Here is a 17,740-nt window from a genome sequence, read left to right as displayed (position 1 = left end):
GGGCAGGGGGTGCTCGGGCTGCTCGATCAGGCGGACGCCCAGGCGTTCTCGGCCGCGCTGCTGGCTCCCCTCACCGGGTACGGCTCCCGGGCCGGACTCGTGGAGTCCCTGCGCGCGTACCTGGAGAACAACGGCCACTGGGACGCGGCGGCGCAGCGGCTCGGCGTGCACCGGCACACGCTGCGCTACCGCATGAAACGGGTGGCCGAGCTGCTCGGCTGCGACCTCGACGATCCGGGCGTCCGCGCCGAGCTGTGGTTCGCCCTCGAAGCGGCTCGCCGTTGACGGTCGCGCTCGAAGCGGGCGTACCTCCTCGTCAGGCCTGCTTGTCGACCTGGTAGCAGCAGATGGTGGCCATGGTGACCGCCTCGAACGTGCGCCCGTCGCGCAGGTGACCGGCACGCTCCAAACTGATCGCGCCCTGAGCCGCCGCCCACAGCGCGTCCGCGATCTTGCGGGGCTGGGTCGGGACCAGGTAGCCGGCGGAGATGCAGTCGGCGATCACGCGGTCGAGGATGTTGAGTGCGGCGCGGGCGAGGGTTCTCGCGCGCTCGCTGGGTTCGAAGCCGGGGATCGCCCGCTCGAACATGAGGCTGTAGTAGCCGGGCTCGGACAGGCACGCCTGCCGGTAGGCGGGTCCGAGCGCGGTCAGGTGCTCGAACGGGCTGCGCCGTGGCGGCACCGACTCCAGATAGCGGCGGAAGCGCTCGAATCCCTCAAGATACAGCGCTTCCGCCAGACCCTCCCGGTTGCCGAACATCGTGTAGATGACGGTCGTCGTGCACCCTGCCTCCGCGGCGATCCTGCGCATGGTGAGGCTGTCGGCCCCGTCGGATTCGAGCAGGTTGACGGCCACGTCCAGGAGGTGGGAGCGGAGTTCGTCGTGGCTGGCGCGCTCTCCCTTGAGGTAGGCGCCCTGGAGCCCGAGCGGCGCCGAGGTCATGGAACCTCCTCAGCGGCCAAGGAGCTATGCGTCCTTGTGACCTCACGGTGTTCGGTCACGGGGCCCACGCCTTTCTGATCGGGGGCCCACCACGCTGTAGACCCGCATCCGATGACTTAGCCAGAGCGACGATCGCTCAAACCACTCCGCATGGTAAACATCCCGAATTGGGTCTAGTTCCGTTACATCATGGGTATACACCAGGGCTTGTACTTAACGGTGAGGTCTCGTGGGAGTCTTGTGCACCGTGGTGTGATCCCCGAACGCCCGCTTCGCATAACGTCTGAACTATGGACGTGCGTACCTTCTGGCTGGCCGGCCGCCCAGCGACCGGGGACTCCGAGCTCACCGTCACCAACCCCCACGACGGCCGCGAGGTCGGCCGCCATTCCGTGCCCACGGAGGCGCAGGTCGAGGAGGCCGTCGCGGCGGCGTACGCGGTCGCCGAGCAGGCCGCCGCGCTGCCCGTGCACGTACGGGCCGAGGCGCTGGCCCACGTCTCGCGGCGCATCGAGGAGCGGGCAGACGAGATCGCCCGGCTGATCACCGCCGAGAACGGCAAGCCGATCTTCTGGGCGCGCGGCGAGGTGACGCGGGCCGTCGCCACGTTCCGCTTCGCCGCCGAGGAGACCCGCCGCTGGTCCGGTGAGGCGCAGCGGCTCGACACCGAGCCGGCCGCGGCCGGGCGCCTGGCGTACGTGTCGCGGGTCCCGTACGGGCCCGTGCTGGCGATCACCCCGTTCAACTTCCCGCTGAACCTCGTCGCGCACAAGGTCGCCCCGGCCATCGCCGTCGGCGCCCCCGTCGTCGTGAAGCCCGCTCCCGCCACGCCGCTGTCGTCGCTGCTGCTGGGCGAGCTCCTCGCCGAGACCGATCTGCCCGCCGGCATGTTCTCGGTGCTGCCGGTCCCGAACGAGCGCGCCGCCGGCCTGGTGCAGGACCCGAGGTTGCCCGTGGTGTCGTTCACCGGCTCCGCGCCCGTCGGCTACGCCATCGCCGACCAGGTGCCGCGCAAGCACGTCACGCTGGAGCTGGGCGGCAACGCGGCGGCCGTCGTGCTGGCCGACGCCGACCTCGACTGGGCGGCCCAGCGCATCGCCCTCTACTCCAACTACCAGGGCGGACAGAGCTGCATCGCCGTGCAGCGGGTGATCGTCGAACAGCCGGTCTACGACGCCTTCGTCGAGCGGCTGGTCCCGGCTGTCAAGGGGCTGGTCACCGGCGACCCGGCCGACGAGAAGACCCAGGTCGGCCCTCTCGTCTCGGAGGCCGCCGCGGAACGGGTGGAGCAGTGGGTCGGCGAGGCCGTCGCCGCGGGCGCCGAGGTGCTCGCGGGCGGCACCCGCGAGGGCACGTCCTTCGCCCCGACGGTGCTGGCGGGCGTGCCGCACGACGCCAAGGTCGTCCGCGAGGAGGTCTTCGGGCCCGTCATGATCCTGCAGCCCGCCGCGTCGGTCGACGAGGCGTACGCGATGGTCAACGACTCGAAGTACGGCCTGCAGGCCGGGGTGTTCACGCGGTCGCTGGACGCCGCCTTCCGGGCCAACCGGGAGCTGAAGGTGGGCGGCGTGATCGTCGGCGACGTGCCGTCGTACCGGGCCGACCAGATGCCGTACGGCGGGGTCAAGGACTCGGGCGTCGGACGCGAGGGGCTGCGCGCGGCGATGACGGACTACACGTACGAGAAGGTCATGGTGCTGACCGGCCTGTCACTCTGAGGGCCGGGAAAAGCCGTTGCTCCGCCTGTCGGCACGCTGGTAGACGTGACCGGTCCACTGAACGGGAGATCTGTCTCATGCTGACCGGAAACCGCGTGCGCCTGCGTGCCCTCGAACCCGCTGACAGCGAAGCCCTGTGGCGGTGGTATCACGATCCGGAGACGGGACGGTGGATGAGCAGCGGGCCGCCCATCTCCCTCGCCCAGAACATGGAGAAGGGCGCCAACCGGCCGCGCAACACCTTCGAGCAGATGACGCTGGGCATCGAGACGCTCGACGGCGGGCGGCTGATCGGTTACGTCGTGCTCGGCGACACCGACCTCATCCAGGGCGACGCCACCCTGGACAGCATCGCCATCGCCGACCCCGACTACCGGGGAGGCGGCTACGCGACGGACGCGCTGCGCGTGATCTGCAGGTACGCCTTCGAGGAGATGGGGCTGCACCGGGTGACGCTGTGGGTGGTGGCCGACAACACGGCGGCCGTGCGGGCGTACACCAGGGTCGGGTTCGTCGAGGAGGGGCGGCGGCGCGAGGCGTTCCGCACCAAGGGGAAGCGGCACGACTTCCTCATGATGGGGCTGCTGGAGTCGGAGCTGAAGTGAGCGTCCCCTGAGCGATCAGGCGCGTCCCGCCATGGTGTAGAGGGCCTTGGCGGCGTCGCCGAGGTAGGGGCCGTACATCGTGCGCTGGTCGTCGCTGTACTTGAAGCTGCTCAGCGACGTGATCGTGCCCTTGCCGGTGCGGGGGTCGAACCTGGTCATCCACGGGCCGCCGCTGGAGCCCGCCGTCATGGCGCAGCCGAGGCCCTGGTCGCGGGTCTGCTTGTGCGGGTCGTCCCGCAGCCGTCCCGCGCAGTAGACCAGGTGGCTGCCGTTGTACGGCGGGTCGGCGGGATAGCCGAAGCCGAACGCCTGGCCGCCGCGCGGCGTGTTGAAGGCGATCTCCTGGGTGCCGACCACGTCGGCCACGTGCCTGCCGCGTGAGGTGGCCAGGGCGACCATGCCGATGTCGTAGTTGTCGTCGCCGCTGCGCGACCACGGGCCGGCGACGAACATGCGGCGGGCGGTGTACTGCCCGAACGGCGCCTTCCCGCCGGACCCGTAGCCGGGGACGAACGTCCAGTTCGCCGCCCACTCGCCGGCGCCGTCCTTGACGCAGTGACCGGCGGTGACCACGAGGTCCTTGTTGGCGCTCCTGACCGTGCTGGCCGAGCAGACGAAGTCCGCGCCGGCCACGGTGAGGAACACCCGGCCCGTCGTCCTCGCGACGAGGCCGCCCGAACCCCAGCGGGAGCCGACGGTGCCGGTGCTCGGCGCGGCGGCCGCGTGGTGGCGGGGCTCGGCCGGTTGCGCCGTGCGGCCGGGAAGGGCCTGGCCGGCGGCCGGACCGCGCCCGCCCGGAAGGCTGGGGAGCGCGCGCCCACCGGTCAGGTCGCCCAGCAGTCCCTTGTCGCTCGTGGCGAGGCCGAGCAGCCCGATCGGCAGGGCCTTGGCCATGCGTTGCGGCGTCCAGTAGTCGAGCACCCGCTGCTGGTCGGCGGGTGTGCGCGCGGCCACGTGCTCGACGATCCCGGCCCTCCGGACGACCTGCCGGGCCACGGAGAAGACGGGCCCGCCGGCCGAGACAGCCGTGGTGACGGGGCGTTCGGCCTGCTGCGGTGCCGGTGCCGCGCCGAGGAGCGCGGAGCCGATCAGCCCGGCGAGGAGCGGGGCCCCCGCGAGCATGGGGGTGCTCAGGGTCATGCTCCCTGAGTCTGCACCACAACTTGTGTTCTTGTGACTACTTTCGGTGAGTCGCTCAGAGGGCGTTAGTGTTTTGTGCCGCCTGGTAGACAGCCTGAGCCTCATTCCCGAAATAAGGGCCGAACATCCAGTTCGGGGCGAAGTTGTATTTGAAGCTGTTCACCGAATTCTGCGTGCCGAGACCGGTCGACTCGTTGAAGCTCAGCATCCACGGACCGCCGCTCGAACCGCCGGTCATGTTGCAGGTCAGGCCATGGTCCTTCGACAGCGCGACGTCGTCGAAGGTCCGGCCGCTGCAGTGGATGAGCTTCGACCCGTCGTACGGCGCCGCCGCCGGGTAGCCGAAGGCGTACATCTGCTGCCGTCTGGGCTGGTTGAACGCCACGCCCTGGCCGCCCACGACGTCCACCAGCGTCTTGCCCTCCAGCGGAGCGACCACCGCGGCGGCGATGTCGAAGTTGATGTCCTCGCGGGCGTTCCACTGCGGCGTGGTCAGCAGCCGGGTGGCGGCCCAGGTGCCGAAGGGGCGCTTGCCGTTGTCGTAGCCGGGCACGAACACCCAGTTGGTGTGGAACGCGCCGCCCATCTTCACGCAGTGGCCCGCGGTCAGCACCACGCTCTTGTTCGCGCTGGTCACGGCCGAGCCCGAGCATGAGGCGTTGCGCCCCTGCGTGGTGAAGAAGACCCGGCCCGTGGTCTTCACGACGGCGCCGCCCTTCGTCCAGGGCGCGCCCGACGACCTGGCGGCCTGCAACGCGGTGCGGCTCTTCGAGGCGCCGCTGGGCGGGGCCGTCCAGGGGGTGCCTTCGGCGGGCTGCGCCCCGGCCTTCTTCTCCCCGGCCTTCTTCTCCACGGCCTTCTTCTCCACGGCCTTCTTCGCCCCGGCCTTGGGTCCGGGCGCGTCCAGCGGCTGGGCCGCCTCCATGCGCCGCTCCGTCCAGTACGTCAGGACCTGGCGCCGTTCGGACGCCGAATCCGCCGCCGTCTTCTGCGCGGGCTCCGGACGCGCCCGTACGCCGGCCTGCGCCCCGCTCGCCGGGAGCAGGGCGGCGCTCCCTGCGGCGAGGGCCAGGACGGAAATCAGAGCAACTTTGCGGTGCATTACGTACCTCCCGAAATCGGACGTGAGCTTGGAAGGTAGCGGCATCAATATCCAGATTTCTCAAGATTTGCGCGATCCGATATGGCGATATTCCGGCACGAATTAACTGAGTTATCTCCCGTCACATAAGTCAGGCACTTTGCGGCTGATCGGGGTCTCGTGCCCGAGTACGCCACGCAGCGGGGACAATGGACGGGTGCATGAACAGACCCTCCGCTCCGTCGTCGTGCTCGGCTCCACCGGCTCGATCGGCACGCAGGCACTCGACGTCATCGCCGCCGGCCCGGGCGGCTTCACGGTCTCCGGGCTGGCGGCGGGGGGTGGCAAGGTCGACCTGCTGGCCAGGCAGGCGGCCGAGTTCGGTGTCGAGGTGGTGGCGGTGGCCGACGCCTCGGCCGTGCCGGCGCTGAAGGAGGCGCTGGCCGCGCACGGCGCGCACCCCACGGTCCTCGCGGGCCACGAAGGTGTCGCCGAGGTGGCGGCGTGGCCGTGCGACACCGTGCTCAACGGCATCACCGGCGCGCTCGGCCTGACCTCCACGCTGGTCGCCCTGGAGTCGGGCAGGACGCTCGCGCTGGCCAACAAAGAGTCCCTCATCATCGGCGGGCCCCTGGTCAAGCGGCTGGCCAAGCCGGGGCAGATCCTGCCGGTCGACTCCGAGCACTCGGCGCTGCAGCAGTGCCTGTGGGCGGCGGGGCCCGACGGCTACGACCCCGCGGAGGTCAAGCAGCTCGTGGTCACGGCCAGCGGCGGGCCGTTCCGGGGCATGAAGCGCGCCGAGATGGCCGACGTCACCCCCGCGATGGCGCTGGCCCACCCGACCTGGTCGATGGGGCCCGCCATCACGATCAACTCCGCCACCCTGGTCAACAAGGGGCTGGAGGTGATCGAGGCGCATCTGCTGTTCGACCTCGGCTTCGACCGCATCGAGGTCGTGGTCCACCCGCAGTCGATCGTCCACTCCATGGTCGAATACGTCGACGGCTCCACCATCGCCCAGGCCAGCCCGCCCGACATGCGGCTGCCGATCGCGCTGGCGCTCGGCCACCCGCGCCGCGTCCCCGGCGCGGCCCGGCCCATCGACTGGACCAAGGCGCACACCTGGACGTTCGAGCCGCTCGACGACGAGGCGTTCCCCGCCGTCGCGCTGGCCAGGCACGTCGGCGGCGCGGGCGGCACCGCGCCGGCCGTCTACAACGCCGCCAACGAAGCCTGCCTCGACGCGTTCCTCCGCGGCGACCTGCCGTTCCTGGCGATCGTCGACACCGTCGCCCGGGTCGTCGAGGAGCACGACGTCACCCCGGCCGGCTCCGTCGACGAGGTGCTCGCGGCCGACGCCTGGGCCCGCGCCCGTGCGGCCGAACTCACAACCGGGCAGTCCCGCTGACTACCTAGACTGAAAGCGTCGTCACAGTAAGGGTTGAAATGTCATCTGTAGCTCTCGGCATTCCGGCGGTGCGCCCCAAGCCGCTCGCCGAACGCCGCCACTCCCGCCAGCTCATGGTCGGCAGCGTGCCGGTGGGCGGCGACGCCCCCGTCTCGGTGCAGTCGATGACGACCACGGTGACCGCCGACGTCAACGCGACCCTGCAGCAGATCGCCGAGCTGACGGCCTCCGGCTGCCAGATCGTGCGCGTGGCGGTGCCGTCCCAGGACGACGCCGACGCGCTGCCTCTCATCGCCAGGAAGTCGCAGATCCCCGTCATCGCCGACATCCACTTCCAGCCGAAATACGTGTTCGCGGCCATCGAGGCGGGCTGCGCGGCCGTGCGCGTCAACCCGGGCAACATCAAGAAGTTCGACGACAAGGTCGGCGAGATCGCCAGGGCCGCCTCCGAGCACGGCGTGCCGATCAGGATCGGCGTCAACGCCGGCTCCCTCGACCCGCGGCTGCTGCAGAAATACGGCAAGGCCACGCCCGAGGCGCTGGTGGAGTCGGCCCTGTGGGAGTGCTCGCTGTTCGAGGAGCACGGGTTCAGAGACATCAAGATCTCGGTCAAGCACAACGACCCGGTCGTGATGATCAACGCCTACCGCCTGCTGGCCGCCCAGTGCGACTATCCGCTGCACCTGGGCGTCACGGAGGCCGGGCCGGCCTTCCAGGGCACGATCAAGTCCTCCGTCGCCTTCGGCGCGCTGCTGGCCGAGGGCATCGGCGACACGATCAGGGTCTCCCTGTCCGCGCCCCCGGTCGAGGAGGTCAAGGTCGGCGCCCAGATCCTGGAGTCGCTCGGGCTGCGCGAGCGCGGGCTGGAGATCGTGTCCTGCCCGTCGTGCGGGCGGGCCCAGGTCGACGTCTACACGCTGGCCGACCAGGTGCAGGCCGGCCTGGAGGGCATGAAGGTCCCGCTGCGGGTGGCCGTCATGGGCTGCGTCGTCAACGGGCCGGGCGAGGCCCGCGAAGCCGACCTCGGGGTGGCCTCCGGCAACGGCAAGGGCCAGATCTTCGTCAAGGGCGAGGTCATCAAGACCGTGCCCGAGTCGCAGATCGTCGAGACCCTGATCGAGGAGGCCATGCGGCTGGCCGAGGAGATGGGCCTCGAGATCGACCTTGACGACGACACCGGCCCCCAGGTCACGGTCGGCTGACCCACCCCTGATCCACGCCTGACCCACACGGGGACCCCGGGCCCGCGTCGGCCCGGGGTCTCCGCTTTCCCGTGACCGGCACGTCACTCCTTGCAACAGATCCATTACATGATGGCAAGCATTTCCCCATACCCACCGTCACGGCCCGCTCACGTACGGGAGCATCGCAAGGCCTATGACATGGGAGGGGGCCGGGTGAATCGGGTAGTGAGGATCGTCGCCGCAAGTGCGGTGCTCGTCGCCGGGACAGTGAGCGCGGACGGGATGGCGGTGGCCGGTGCGGCCAGCAGAGCGCCGGCCGCGGTGGCCTGGGGGCCGTGTCCGCAGACGTCGGGGAAGCAGGCTCCGGCCGAGCTGGAATGCGCCACCGTACGCGTGCCGCTCGACTACCGCGAGCCGCGGGGACATCAGATCAAGGTGGCGATCAACCGGCTCAAGGCCAAGACGTCGCGGGACGCCGACCACCTCGGCACGCTCCTGGTGAACCCGGGCGGCCCGGGCGCGTCCGGCCGCAACCTCACCGCCTACGTCGCCAGGAACCTGCCGGGCGACCTGCGCGACCGCTACGACATCGTGGGCTTCGACCCCCGCGGCGTCGGCGCGAGCGAGCCGGCGATGCGCTGCGTCGACCCCGCCGCCTACTACAAGGCGCCGCGGCCGGACGCCGTGCCGCGCGGGCGGGCCGAGGAGCGGGTGCTGCTCAGCCGGGCAGCCGCGTACGCCAACGCGTGCGGCAACCGCTGGGCCTGGCTGCTGCCGCACCTCACCACCGAGAACTCCGCCAGGGACATGGACAGCATCCGTGCCGCACTCGGCGAGCAGAAGATCAGCTACCTGGGCTACTCGTACGGCACCTACCTCGGAGCCGTCTACGCCACGCTCTTCCCGCAGCGCGTCAAGCGGCTCGTCCTGGACAGCGTCGTCGACCCGACCACGGTCTGGTACGAGTCCAACCTCAGGCAGAACGCCGCCTTCGAACGCCGCCACCGCCTCTTCCTGGGCTGGGCCGCCGAGCACAACTCCGTGTACCGGCTCGGCGACACCACCAAAGAGACGTCCTTCGCCTACTACGCGATGCGCGACCGGCTGCGCGAGCGCCCGGCCGGCGGCATCGTGGGGCCGAGCGAGCTCGACGACACCTTCACCATCACGGGCTACAGCGACAAGGTCTGGCCCGCGTTCGCCGCGGCCTGGTCCGCCTACGTCCGCAAGGGCGAGGTGCAAGGGCTGGTCGACCTCTACAACAAGCACGGCAAGGTCGACGCGGCGGACGAGAACAGCTACGCCGTCTACCTGGGCGTCCAGTGCCGCGACGCCCGCTGGCCGCGCGACTGGGACAAGTGGCGGGCCGACATGACCAGGTCGCACCGGAGCGCGCCGTTCCTCACCTGGCCGAACGCCTGGTACAACGCGCCCTGCGCGTTCTGGCCCGTACGCGGTGGCGAGCCGGTCGAGGTGCGCGGGTCGGCGAAGCTGCCGCCGATCCTCATCCTGCAGTCCCGTGACGACGCCGCGACGCCGTACCGGGGGGCGCTGACCGTGCACCGGCTCTTCCCGCGCTCCCGCCTGGTGGTCGAGCAGGGCGGCAACCACGGCGTGTCGCTGGGGGGCAACCAGTGTGTGGACGGGCACCTGTCGGCGTACCTGAGTGACGGGTCGCTGCCGGCGCGTGACGCCGGGTGCCGCGCGCTGCCCGAGCCGAGCGCGTCCGCCCGTATGGCCGCCGAGTCCCGGGAGCGGCACGATCTGCTGGGCTCGCTCGGGCTGCTGGGGTTGCTCGGCGGACGTTGACGTCAAGAATCGGTTACCGCGGGCATCGCCAGATGAGCTAATCGGTAACCCTTCGCGTAGTCTGACCGTGTGATGCTGCGTACATCGGCGTCGCGCGTGCTCGATGACAGCGACCGGGACGAAGTTCTCGCCCTGCTTGACTGCGATCCGGTCGCCAACGTCTTCGTCTCCTCCCGGGTGCGGGCCGTCGGACTCAATCCGGCGAGGCTCGGCGGGCAGATGTGGGGATTCGGGCCGCGCGGTGGCCTCGTGTCACTCTGTTACGCCGGGGCCAACATGGTGCCGGTCAACGCCGGTCCTGAGGCCGTGCACGCGTTCGCCGACCGCGCCCGCAAACAGGGGCGGCGGTGTTCGTCCATCGTGGGTCCTGCCGACGCTGTCTCCCTGCTGTGGGAGCGGCTGGAACCGCACTGGGGCCGCGCCCGCGCGATCCGCTGGGCGCAGCCGGTCATGGCGACCTCGCGCAAGCCGCCGGTGCCCGCCGACCCGCTGGTGCGCCGGGTGCGGCCCGACGAGTTCGACATCCTGCTGCCCGCGTGCGTGGCCATGTTCACCGAGGAGGTGGGGGTCTCGCCCAACCTCGGCGACGGCGGCGCCCTCTACCGCACCAGGGTCGCCGAACTCATCAGGATCGGCCGCTCCTACGCCCGCATAGAGGACGGGCGGGTGGTGTTCAAGGCGGAGATCGGCGCGGTCACGCCGCACGCCTGCCAGATCCAGGGTGTCTGGGTCGCCCCCGAGCTGCGGGGGAGGGGGCACGCCGTGGCAGGCATGGCGGCCACCGTGGAGGCGGCGCTGGGCTGCTTCGCGCCCGTGGTCACGCTCTACGTCAACGACTACAACCGTTCGGCGCGCGCGGTCTATCGCAAGGTCGGCTTCCACGAGGTCGACACCTTCATGTCCGTGCTGTTCTAGCCCGCGTGAGGCCGTCCCGGTCAGAGGCGTACGAGCTTGTCGAACAGTCTGGCCAGCTCGGTGGCGGGGTCGGCCGTCAGCCCCGCGTGCACCGGCCCCGCCTGCACGATCGTGCTGCGCGGCGCGGTCAGCCAGCGGAACCTGGCGCCGAGCGACTCCTCCCGCAGCGGACCGGCCTCGTCGCCGCAGGCCAGCTCGTACGCGCCCAGCGCCCGCCGCACGCCGTCGACGTCGGCGCCGGGGTCGACGGCCCGCAGCCGGCCGGGGTCGAGCTCGACCCGCGCGCACAGGTAGCCGCGCGGCTGGCAGTAGAGCAGCACGCCCGCGTTGATCAGCTCGCCCCGCTCGACCCTGGGCACGACGCGGATCACCGAGTATTCGTAGACGTCCCTGGTCACCGGCCGCCTCCCCGCCAGAACTCGCCGACGGACCCCGGCCCCTGCCGTGGTGCCTTCGGTGGCGCCTGCCGCCTGGAGCTCACCAGCCAGTCGTACGGCCCGTGCGCCCGCCTGAGCAGGTGATCGGCGTACGCCTCGCGTACGGCGCCGGCCGAGCCGAACCCGGGCTCCCCGTCGAGCCACTCGCCGGGCACCAGCGCCGTGACGGTCTCCAGCAGCTCGGGAGTGATCTTCGCGGCCAGCTCCGTGCCCGCCGCCGCCACGTCGTGGGCGAACGGCGCGAGCACGTGGTCGCCGGCGTCGAACGGCCGCCGCGGGTCGGCCGTGCGCCAGTTGTGGTGGAACCAGAGCGCCGCGCCGTGGTCGATCAGCCAGGTGTCGCCGTGCCAGACCAGCAGGTTGGGGTTGCGCCAGCTCCGGTCGATGTTGTGGATGAGGCCGTCGAACCACACGACCCGCGACGCGAACACCGGGTCCGCGGCCCAGGCCAGCGGGTCGAACCCGAGCGCGCCCGGCAGGAAGTCGATCGCCAGGTTGAGGCCGGTGCTGGCCTTGAGCAGGTCCTGCACCTCCTCGTCCGGCTCTCTGACGCCGAGCTGAGGGTCGAGGTCGATGAGCTTCAGCTCGGGCGTGCGCAGGCCCAGCCGGCGGGCCAGCTCGGCCGCGATGATCTCGGCGACGAGCACCCGCCGGCCCTGGCCCGCCTCCCGAAATTTCACGACGTAGGTGCCCAGGTCGTCGGCCTCGACGACGCCCGGCAGCGACCCGCCCTCACGCAGCGGGGTCACGTAGCGGGTGGCCGCGATCCTTTCCAGCACGAAGGAAGGCTATCGCCCCCTTCCTGCCGCCCCTGCCCGCGGGCGCGCGCCGGCTCAGAGCTTGGCGATGACCTCCTCGGCGAACCGTTCCATGGTGGCGATCTTGAGCTCCAGGGTGTCCTCGCCGTACCGGGCCTTCTCCTCGGGGGTGGCCAGCCACCACGGCGCGGCCAGCGTCCCCGTCACCCCCTTCGCGGCGAAGCGCCGGTAGGTGCCGGCGTCCGGCAGCACCGCCAGCGGCGCGATGATGTCGAACGGCTCACCGCTCCTGCCGTTGGCGTCGAGGTGGCGGCGGAGCGTGTCGAGCACGGGGTCGAGCTGCTCCTCGGTGTAGATGCGGTTGCCGATCCACCCGTCGCCCAGCCGGGCCGCCCGGCGCAGGGCGGCCTCGCTGTCGCCGCCCACGTGGACGGGGACGCGCCCGGCCGGGACCGGGGAGATCGACAGGGCGGGCAGGCCGTCCAGGGTGACCGTCTCGCCCGCCCACAACTCGCGCAGCACGGGCAGCATCTCGTCCAGCCGCCGCCCCCGCGTGTGGAAGTCCTGGCCGGTCGCGACGAACTCCTCCTTGCACCAGCCCACCCCCACCCCGAACGTCACCCGCTCCCGCGACAACACCGCCGCCGTGGACACCTGCTTGGCCACGGTGAACAGGTCGCGGAGCGGGGCGATGTAGACGTTCGGGGCGAACCGCAGCGACGTGGTCACCGCCGACATGGCGCCGATCGTCACCCACACGTCCGGCCAGTGCGTCCGGGCGTTCCAGCGGGGCCGCCCGGACTTCGAGTACGGGTAGGGCGTCTCGAAGTCGGCGTAGAAGAGATGGTCGGAGAGCGTCAGCGTGTCGAAGCCGCACCTCTCGGCGGCCCGCGCCAGCTCCACGAACTGGTCGGTGTCGGAGAACGAGGCTCCCAGCCACATCTTCATCGGAACTCCGGTGCGACCTTGGTGGCGAACATCTCCAGGTTGCGCTTGACCGTGTCGAGCGGCAGCACGCCCTGCTGGCCCTGCATGTAGAGGCCGAACCACTCCAGGTCGGGCATCCGGTCGAGCATGCGCTGGATGCCGCGCTTGACGTCGTCGGGGGTGCCGAAGAGCGCCATCTCCACGTCGTTCATGCGCTTGGCGTCGCCCTTCTCCGGGGAGATGGGCTTGTGCTTCTCGTCCTCCTTCTTCCGCAGCACCTCGAGGTAGCCGAAAGGGCCGAAGAAGGCGGCGAAGTCCTTCGGGATGCTGCGGCCGAAGGTGTTGATGGCCTCCTCGGTGGTGTCGGCGATGCCGACGATCTTGAGGATGCCGGTGTGCTCGCCCAGCCGGTAGTGGCGGCCCTGCTTGGCGGACTCCTCCTGGTAGAGCCTGGCCTTCTGGGCGTGGTCGTCGGGGTTGGGGGTGAACATCCACGGCAGGATGTCCTCCTGGGCGGCCCTGATGACCGACCGGTCGGAGATCGTGAACGGCTGCCACAGCTCGGGGTGCGGGTTCTGGTACGGCCTGGGGCAGACGGAGACGGCCTGCACCGTGCCGTCGTCGGCCAGTTCGCCGGGCGCGCCGAAGGTTCTGGTCCACTCCTGGGCCGGCCAGCCCTCGATGCCCTCGTACGGGTAGGGCACCTGGTAGTCCAGCACGTCCGACTTGTAGCGCAACGTCTCCTGGGTCCACGCGAGCTTCATGATCTTCAGGACCTCGCCGAAGACGTCGAAGTTGCGGGTGTCGGAGGCCGAGCCGTCGGAGCGGGCGGCGGCGGCGTGCCAGCGCTGGCCCAGCACGTTCATCCAGCGGTTCTGGTAGCCGCGGGCGACGCCGAGGCGCAGCCGTCCCTTGCAGAACTGGTCGAGCAGCGCAACGTCCTCGGCGGCCCTGATCGGGTCCCATGCGGGCAGCACCAGGCCGAGCGGCGCCAGCAGGATGCGCTCGGTCCTGGCCGCCAGGTCGGTGAGGAACATCAGCGGGTTGACCGAGAACTCCATGCCCTCCGAATGGAAATGGTGCTCGGTCATCATCAGCGCGTCGAACCCGACCTGGTCGGCGTGGACGGCTATCTCCCGCACCTCGTGCAGCAGCCTCTGGTACGACTCCGTGTCACGCCCGATGGGCCGCCTGGCCTTGGCGTTCTCCTCGGCCGCGTAGCCAGAGCCGGGAATCTGCGGATTCAGGAAGATAGAGAACTTCACCGTTGGGCCTCTCTCCGCGGATGGTCTTCTGCAAGGTACTCTGGAAATCTTAACCGAGCAATCGCTTGGTTCACGACGGGAGGTCCCCATGAGGCTCGGGGTCACGATGTTCGCGACGGACCTGGCCATGCCGGTCCAGGACCTGGCCAGGGCCGCGGAGGAGCGCGGTTTCTCCTCGCTCTACCTGCCCGAGCACACCCACATCCCGGTCTCGCGCCGCACCCCTCCCGCGGGCGGGCAGCGGGAGCTGCCCGAGCAGTACAAACGCACCCTCGACCCCCTCGTCGCCCTCTCCTTCGCCGCCGCCGCGACCGAGCGGCTGCGCCTCGGCACCGGCATCCTGCTCGCCGCCCAGCGCGACCCCATCGTGACCGCCAAGGCCATCGCCACCCTCGACCATCTGTCCGGCGGGCGCGCGGTGGTCGGCGTCGGCTTCGGCTGGAACGTCGAGGAGATCGAGAACCACGGGGTCCCGTACGGCCGCCGCCGCGAGGTCGCCAGGCGCAACGTGCTGGCGATGCGGGCGTTGTGGCGCGACGAGGTGGCCTCGTTCGACGGGTTCGAGCCGTCCTGGTCCTGGCCCAAGCCGGTGCGGCACCCTCCCGTGTACGTGGGCGGCGGCGCGGGCCCGACGTTGTTCGCGCACGTCGCCGAGTACGCCGACGGCTGGATGCCCATCGGCGGCCACGGCGTCAAGGCGGCGCTGCCCGCGCTGCGCGAAGCGTGCGAGAAGGCCGGGCGGCCGATGGCCGAAGTGATACCGTTCGGGACAAGGCCGACGAAGGAGAAGCTCGACTACTTCGCCGGGCTCGGCGTCGAGGAGGCCGTGGCGGCGCTGCCGAGCGGGTCCGCGGACGAGGTGCTGCGCTTTCTCGACCGGTACGCGGCCCTCACCTGAAGACGGGCATAATGGCGATGTATGTCCGAGCTTCGTGCCGATGATCCACGGCGACTGGGGCCGTACCGGCTGACACGCAGGCTCGGCCAGGGCGGCCAAGGCGTCGTGTACCTCGGCGAGTCCCCGCAGGGCGGCAAGGTGGCGGTCAAGCTCCTGCGCGCCAGCCTGTCCGACGACCCCGACGTACGCCGCCGCTTCCTCGGCGAGGTCGAGGCCGTGCGCCGGGTGGCGGCCTTCTGCACGGCCCAGCTGATCGAGGCCGACCTCGAAGGCGACCGGCCCTACCTGGTCAGCGAGTACGTCGAAGGGCCCTCGCTGCGCGAGCACGTGATCGCCGAGGGGCCCCGGCGGGGCGGCTCGCTCGACCGCCTGGCCATCGGCACCGCCACCGCCCTCGGCGCCATCCACCGCGCCGGCGTCGTGCACCGCGACTTCAAGCCGGGCAACGTGCTGCTCGGGATCGACGGGCCGCGCGTGATCGACTTCGGCGTGTCCAGGCTCGTCGACACCGCCGCGACCACCGGCCACATCCCTGTGGGAACCCCGGCCTACATGGCGCCCGAGCGCATCCACGCGGAGCCCGCTGGGCCGCCCGCCGACCTGTGGGCCTGGGGACTGACCGTCGCCTACACCGCCAGCGGCCGGCACGCCTTCACGGCGGAGACCCACCGGGAGGTGCTGGCCAGGGTCCTGTACGGCAAGCCGGACCTCGGATCGCTGCGCGGCCCGCTGCGCGAGATCGTGCAGGCCTGCCTGGCTCCCGATCCGAGCGACCGGCCGAGCGCCGAGGAGGTGCTGCTGCGGCTGCTGGGGCAGCAGGCGGCCGGCGGCCAGGACGTGCTGACGTCTGGCGCCATGGCGGCCGTCGGCGTCGCCGGGCAGGATGTGCTGACGTCCGGGGCCATGGCGGCCGTCGGCGTCGCCGGGCAGGACGAGATCGTGATCACCGATCCCGACCCGACGACGAGTTTTCCCGTCGTCCGCGTCCGCGAGACGGCCGGCACCTCCGCCCGCCGTGGTGAGGCGGGGCACCGTCACACCGGGGCGTCCGGCCATACGGGCGGGACCGCGCCCGGTGAGGTGGATGTCCCCGGCGCGGAGGAGGACGCGCCTGCAGCGCGGCCGAGGCGGATGCGGCCCTGGCAGGTCGTCGTGGCGGTGGCCGGGCTCGCCATGGGCGTGGCCGGGTTCGCCTTCTGGTTGCGCGGCGCGGAGGGCCCCGGCCTGGACGGCACCTGGACGGGTTCGGCCGAGCACCCCACCGCGAAACGCATCTTCCCCGTCGAACTGAACGTACGCGCGGACGGCGTCGGCACGATGCGCTGGGGAGCGGATCTGCACTGCTCCGGACGGGTCGGGCCGACGAGCAGCCGGCTCGTGTACACCCTCGATCGGGTCGAGGGCGAGGCGTGCTACCCGGGGACGCTGAGGATGCTCCCGACGGACGACACTAACCAGATGGCCATCAAGGTCACCCGCGAGGGTGAGGACGAGGTTACGTATTCGGGCAAGGTCGCCCGTACCTCCTGACCTGCTGTATCACGGTCAGGCAGCGAAACGCCTGAGCATGGTTGACTGCAGGCGGCCGGTTGCCTTCAGTAGGAAGCAGGCGGCGAGGGGAGGGTGCCCGTGCCGACGGCACAGCCGCTCAGGACGGGGGATCCGCAGCAGCTCGGACAGTACAGTCTTTCCGGGCGCCTGGGCGAGGGCGGTCAGGGTGCGGTGTTCCTCGGAACGAGGGGCGGGGAAAGATACGCGGTCAAGCTGCTGCACGGACCGGTGGGCGACGAACGGGCGGCGTTCCTGCGGGAAGTGGAGCTGGCCAAGCAGGTCGCGCGGTTCTGCACGGCCCAGGTGATCGACGCGGGGTTCGACGAGGGCCGACCCTACATCGTGAGCGAATACGTCGACGGTCCCTCGCTGCAGCGGGAGGTCGCGCTCACCGGGCCCCGGCGCGGCGGCGCGCTCGAACGGCTCGCCGTCGGCACCGCCACCGCGCTCGTCGCGATCCATCAGGCGGGGATCGTGCACCGCGACTTCAAGCCCCAGAACGTGCTGCTCGGCCCCGACGGGCCGCGCGTGATCGACTTCGGCCTGGCCAAGGCGCTGGACGCGGCGGCGACGGTGAGCGGCAGGGGTGTCGGGACGCCCGCGTACATGGCGCCCGAGCAGATCACCGCGTCGGCGGTCACCGGAGCGGCGGACGTGTTCTCGTGGGGCGCGACGATGTGCTTCGCGGCCAACGCTACGGCGCCGTTCGGGCAGGACTCCGTCGCGCCCGTGCTGCACCGCATCCTGACCGCGCCGCCCGAGCTCGGCCTGCTGGACGGCCGGCTGCGCACGCTGGTGCAGTCGTGCCTGGACAAGGAGGCCCGCAACCGGCCGACCAGCAGGGAGTTGCTGTTCGCGCTGCTGGGCGAGGCGGAGGGCGAGCCGAGCTCGCCGCCCGGCCCCATCCTGCGGGCGGTGCCGCCGCTGGTGCCCGAGCCGCGCACGCCGTTGGCCGAGCCGGAGGCGACGGGCGCGTCCGGCGGTTACGTCCTGCCCGGCTCGCCGGACCCGGTGCCTGGAGAGACCAGCGGGGACGTGCCGGAAGGCTCCGGCGCGCACGGCCCTCGTACGTCAGAAAGTGCCGGGTGGGCGCGGGTGGGA

Annotated in this window: 17 protein-coding genes; 10 read left to right on the top strand and 7 right to left on the bottom strand. The window is 71.2% G+C overall.

What is annotated here, in order from left to right; translation table 11 throughout:
* On the top strand, positions 1–285 hold a 285-nt coding region (locus tag E1295_RS40770), incomplete at its 5' end, for a PucR family transcriptional regulator (RefSeq protein ID WP_132639463.1).
* A gap of 31 nt (positions 286–316) precedes the next feature.
* Here E1295_RS40770 and E1295_RS40765 read toward each other — a convergent pair.
* Positions 317–943, bottom strand: a complete 627-nt coding sequence (locus E1295_RS40765) for a TetR/AcrR family transcriptional regulator (RefSeq protein WP_132639461.1) — start codon at positions 941–943, stop codon at positions 317–319.
* Between the two features lie 290 nt (positions 944–1,233).
* Between E1295_RS40765 and E1295_RS40760 the strand changes: the two genes are divergently transcribed.
* Entirely contained in the window at positions 1,234–2,661 is a 1,428-nt protein-coding gene (locus E1295_RS40760) for an aldehyde dehydrogenase family protein (RefSeq protein WP_132639459.1), read from the top strand.
* A gap of 77 nt (positions 2,662–2,738) precedes the next feature.
* Positions 2,739–3,266, top strand: coding sequence for a GNAT family N-acetyltransferase (locus tag E1295_RS40755; RefSeq protein WP_132639457.1), 528 nt, complete (start codon positions 2,739–2,741; stop codon positions 3,264–3,266).
* A gap of 15 nt (positions 3,267–3,281) precedes the next feature.
* On the opposite strand, the gene E1295_RS40750 is transcribed toward E1295_RS40755, so the two are convergent.
* Both E1295_RS40750 and E1295_RS40745 read right to left on the bottom strand, forming a co-directional pair.
* Positions 3,282–4,406: a trypsin-like serine peptidase gene (locus E1295_RS40750; protein WP_166427657.1), complete on the bottom strand. Its 1,125-nt coding sequence runs from the start codon at positions 4,404–4,406 to the stop codon at positions 3,282–3,284.
* 55 nt (positions 4,407–4,461) lie between these two features.
* Positions 4,462–5,508: a trypsin-like serine peptidase gene (locus E1295_RS40745; RefSeq protein ID WP_132639455.1), complete on the bottom strand. Its 1,047-nt coding sequence runs from the start codon at positions 5,506–5,508 to the stop codon at positions 4,462–4,464.
* A 196-nt stretch (positions 5,509–5,704) separates the two neighbouring features.
* Here E1295_RS40745 and dxr point away from each other — a divergent pair, with 196 nt between their 5' ends.
* The 4 genes from dxr to E1295_RS40725 all read left to right on the top strand — a co-directional run bounded on the left by dxr (position 5,705) and on the right by E1295_RS40725 (position 10,803).
* On the top strand, positions 5,705–6,895 hold the full coding sequence (gene dxr, locus E1295_RS40740) for a 1-deoxy-D-xylulose-5-phosphate reductoisomerase (RefSeq protein ID WP_132639453.1): 1,191 nt from the start codon (positions 5,705–5,707) through the stop codon (positions 6,893–6,895).
* A gap of 38 nt (positions 6,896–6,933) precedes the next feature.
* A complete protein-coding gene (gene ispG, locus E1295_RS40735; RefSeq protein ID WP_132639451.1) occupies positions 6,934–8,097 on the top strand; it encodes a flavodoxin-dependent (E)-4-hydroxy-3-methylbut-2-enyl-diphosphate synthase in 1,164 nt (387 codons plus the stop codon).
* A gap of 195 nt (positions 8,098–8,292) precedes the next feature.
* Entirely contained in the window at positions 8,293–9,888 is a 1,596-nt protein-coding gene (locus E1295_RS40730; RefSeq protein WP_246080961.1) for an alpha/beta hydrolase, read from the top strand.
* 72 nt (positions 9,889–9,960) lie between these two features.
* The gene (locus E1295_RS40725; RefSeq protein ID WP_132639469.1) at positions 9,961–10,803 is read left to right on the top strand and encodes a GNAT family N-acetyltransferase; all 843 of its coding nucleotides are present in this window, start codon (positions 9,961–9,963) and stop codon (positions 10,801–10,803) included.
* A gap of 20 nt (positions 10,804–10,823) precedes the next feature.
* Here E1295_RS40725 and E1295_RS40720 read toward each other — a convergent pair whose 3' ends face one another.
* The 4 genes from E1295_RS40720 to E1295_RS40705 are packed head-to-tail and all read right to left on the bottom strand — an operon-like array spanning position 10,824 to position 14,190.
* Complete coding sequence (locus tag E1295_RS40720) at positions 10,824–11,201, bottom strand: DUF3037 domain-containing protein (protein ID WP_220449142.1); 378 nt, start codon at positions 11,199–11,201, stop codon at positions 10,824–10,826.
* On the bottom strand, positions 11,198–12,019 hold the full coding sequence (locus tag E1295_RS40715) for a HipA family kinase (RefSeq protein ID WP_181958121.1): 822 nt from the start codon (positions 12,017–12,019) through the stop codon (positions 11,198–11,200). Before E1295_RS40715 ends, E1295_RS40720 begins: the two co-directional genes overlap by 4 nt.
* Before the next feature lie 54 nt (positions 12,020–12,073).
* Entirely contained in the window at positions 12,074–12,946 is an 873-nt protein-coding gene (locus E1295_RS40710; RefSeq protein WP_132639449.1) for a TIGR03619 family F420-dependent LLM class oxidoreductase, read from the bottom strand.
* On the bottom strand, positions 12,943–14,190 hold the full coding sequence (locus tag E1295_RS40705; RefSeq protein WP_132639447.1) for an LLM class flavin-dependent oxidoreductase: 1,248 nt from the start codon (positions 14,188–14,190) through the stop codon (positions 12,943–12,945). Before E1295_RS40705 ends, E1295_RS40710 begins: the two co-directional genes overlap by 4 nt.
* Positions 14,191–14,278: 88 nt before the next feature.
* On the opposite strand from E1295_RS40705, the gene E1295_RS40700 reads away from it, so the two are divergent.
* The 3 genes from E1295_RS40700 to E1295_RS40690 form a co-directional block, all read left to right on the top strand.
* Positions 14,279–15,088 (top strand): LLM class F420-dependent oxidoreductase, encoded by an 810-nt coding sequence (locus tag E1295_RS40700; RefSeq protein WP_132639445.1) that lies wholly within the window; start codon positions 14,279–14,281, stop codon positions 15,086–15,088.
* A gap of 21 nt (positions 15,089–15,109) precedes the next feature.
* A complete protein-coding gene (locus E1295_RS40695; protein ID WP_132639443.1) occupies positions 15,110–16,618 on the top strand; it encodes a serine/threonine-protein kinase in 1,509 nt (502 codons plus the stop codon).
* A gap of 99 nt (positions 16,619–16,717) precedes the next feature.
* Positions 16,718–17,740, top strand: a 1,023-nt coding sequence (locus tag E1295_RS40690; RefSeq protein ID WP_132639441.1) for a serine/threonine-protein kinase, incomplete at its 3' end; no start/stop codon positions are given.

The organism is Nonomuraea mesophila (genome assembly GCF_004352805.1).
Lineage (GTDB): Bacteria > Actinomycetota > Actinomycetes > Streptosporangiales > Streptosporangiaceae > Nonomuraea > Nonomuraea longispora.
The sequence above is the reverse complement of the archived record's forward strand: the minus strand, read 5'-3'. Positions and strand labels throughout refer to the sequence as shown.

Excerpts from the sequence above, each read along its gene's own strand:
- E1295_RS40760 (WP_132639459.1), top strand. The coding sequence starts at position 1,234 with ATGGACGTGCGTACCTTCTGGCTGGCCGGCCGCCCAGCGACCGGGGAC.
- E1295_RS40765 (WP_132639461.1), bottom strand. The coding sequence starts at position 943 with ATGACCTCGGCGCCGCTCGGGCTCCAGGGCGCCTACCTCAAGGGAGAG.
- ispG (WP_132639451.1), top strand. The coding sequence starts at position 6,934 with ATGTCATCTGTAGCTCTCGGCATTCCGGCGGTGCGCCCCAAGCCGCTC.
- E1295_RS40725 (WP_132639469.1), top strand. The coding sequence starts at position 9,961 with ATGCTGCGTACATCGGCGTCGCGCGTGCTCGATGACAGCGACCGGGAC.
- E1295_RS40745 (WP_132639455.1), bottom strand. The coding sequence starts at position 5,508 with ATGCACCGCAAAGTTGCTCTGATTTCCGTCCTGGCCCTCGCCGCAGGG.
- E1295_RS40695 (WP_132639443.1), top strand. The coding sequence starts at position 15,110 with ATGTCCGAGCTTCGTGCCGATGATCCACGGCGACTGGGGCCGTACCGG.
- E1295_RS40700 (WP_132639445.1), top strand. The coding sequence starts at position 14,279 with ATGAGGCTCGGGGTCACGATGTTCGCGACGGACCTGGCCATGCCGGTC.
- E1295_RS40710 (WP_132639449.1), bottom strand. The coding sequence starts at position 12,946 with ATGAAGATGTGGCTGGGAGCCTCGTTCTCCGACACCGACCAGTTCGTG.
- E1295_RS40755 (WP_132639457.1), top strand. The coding sequence starts at position 2,739 with ATGCTGACCGGAAACCGCGTGCGCCTGCGTGCCCTCGAACCCGCTGAC.
- E1295_RS40750 (WP_166427657.1), bottom strand. The coding sequence starts at position 4,406 with ATGACCCTGAGCACCCCCATGCTCGCGGGGGCCCCGCTCCTCGCCGGG.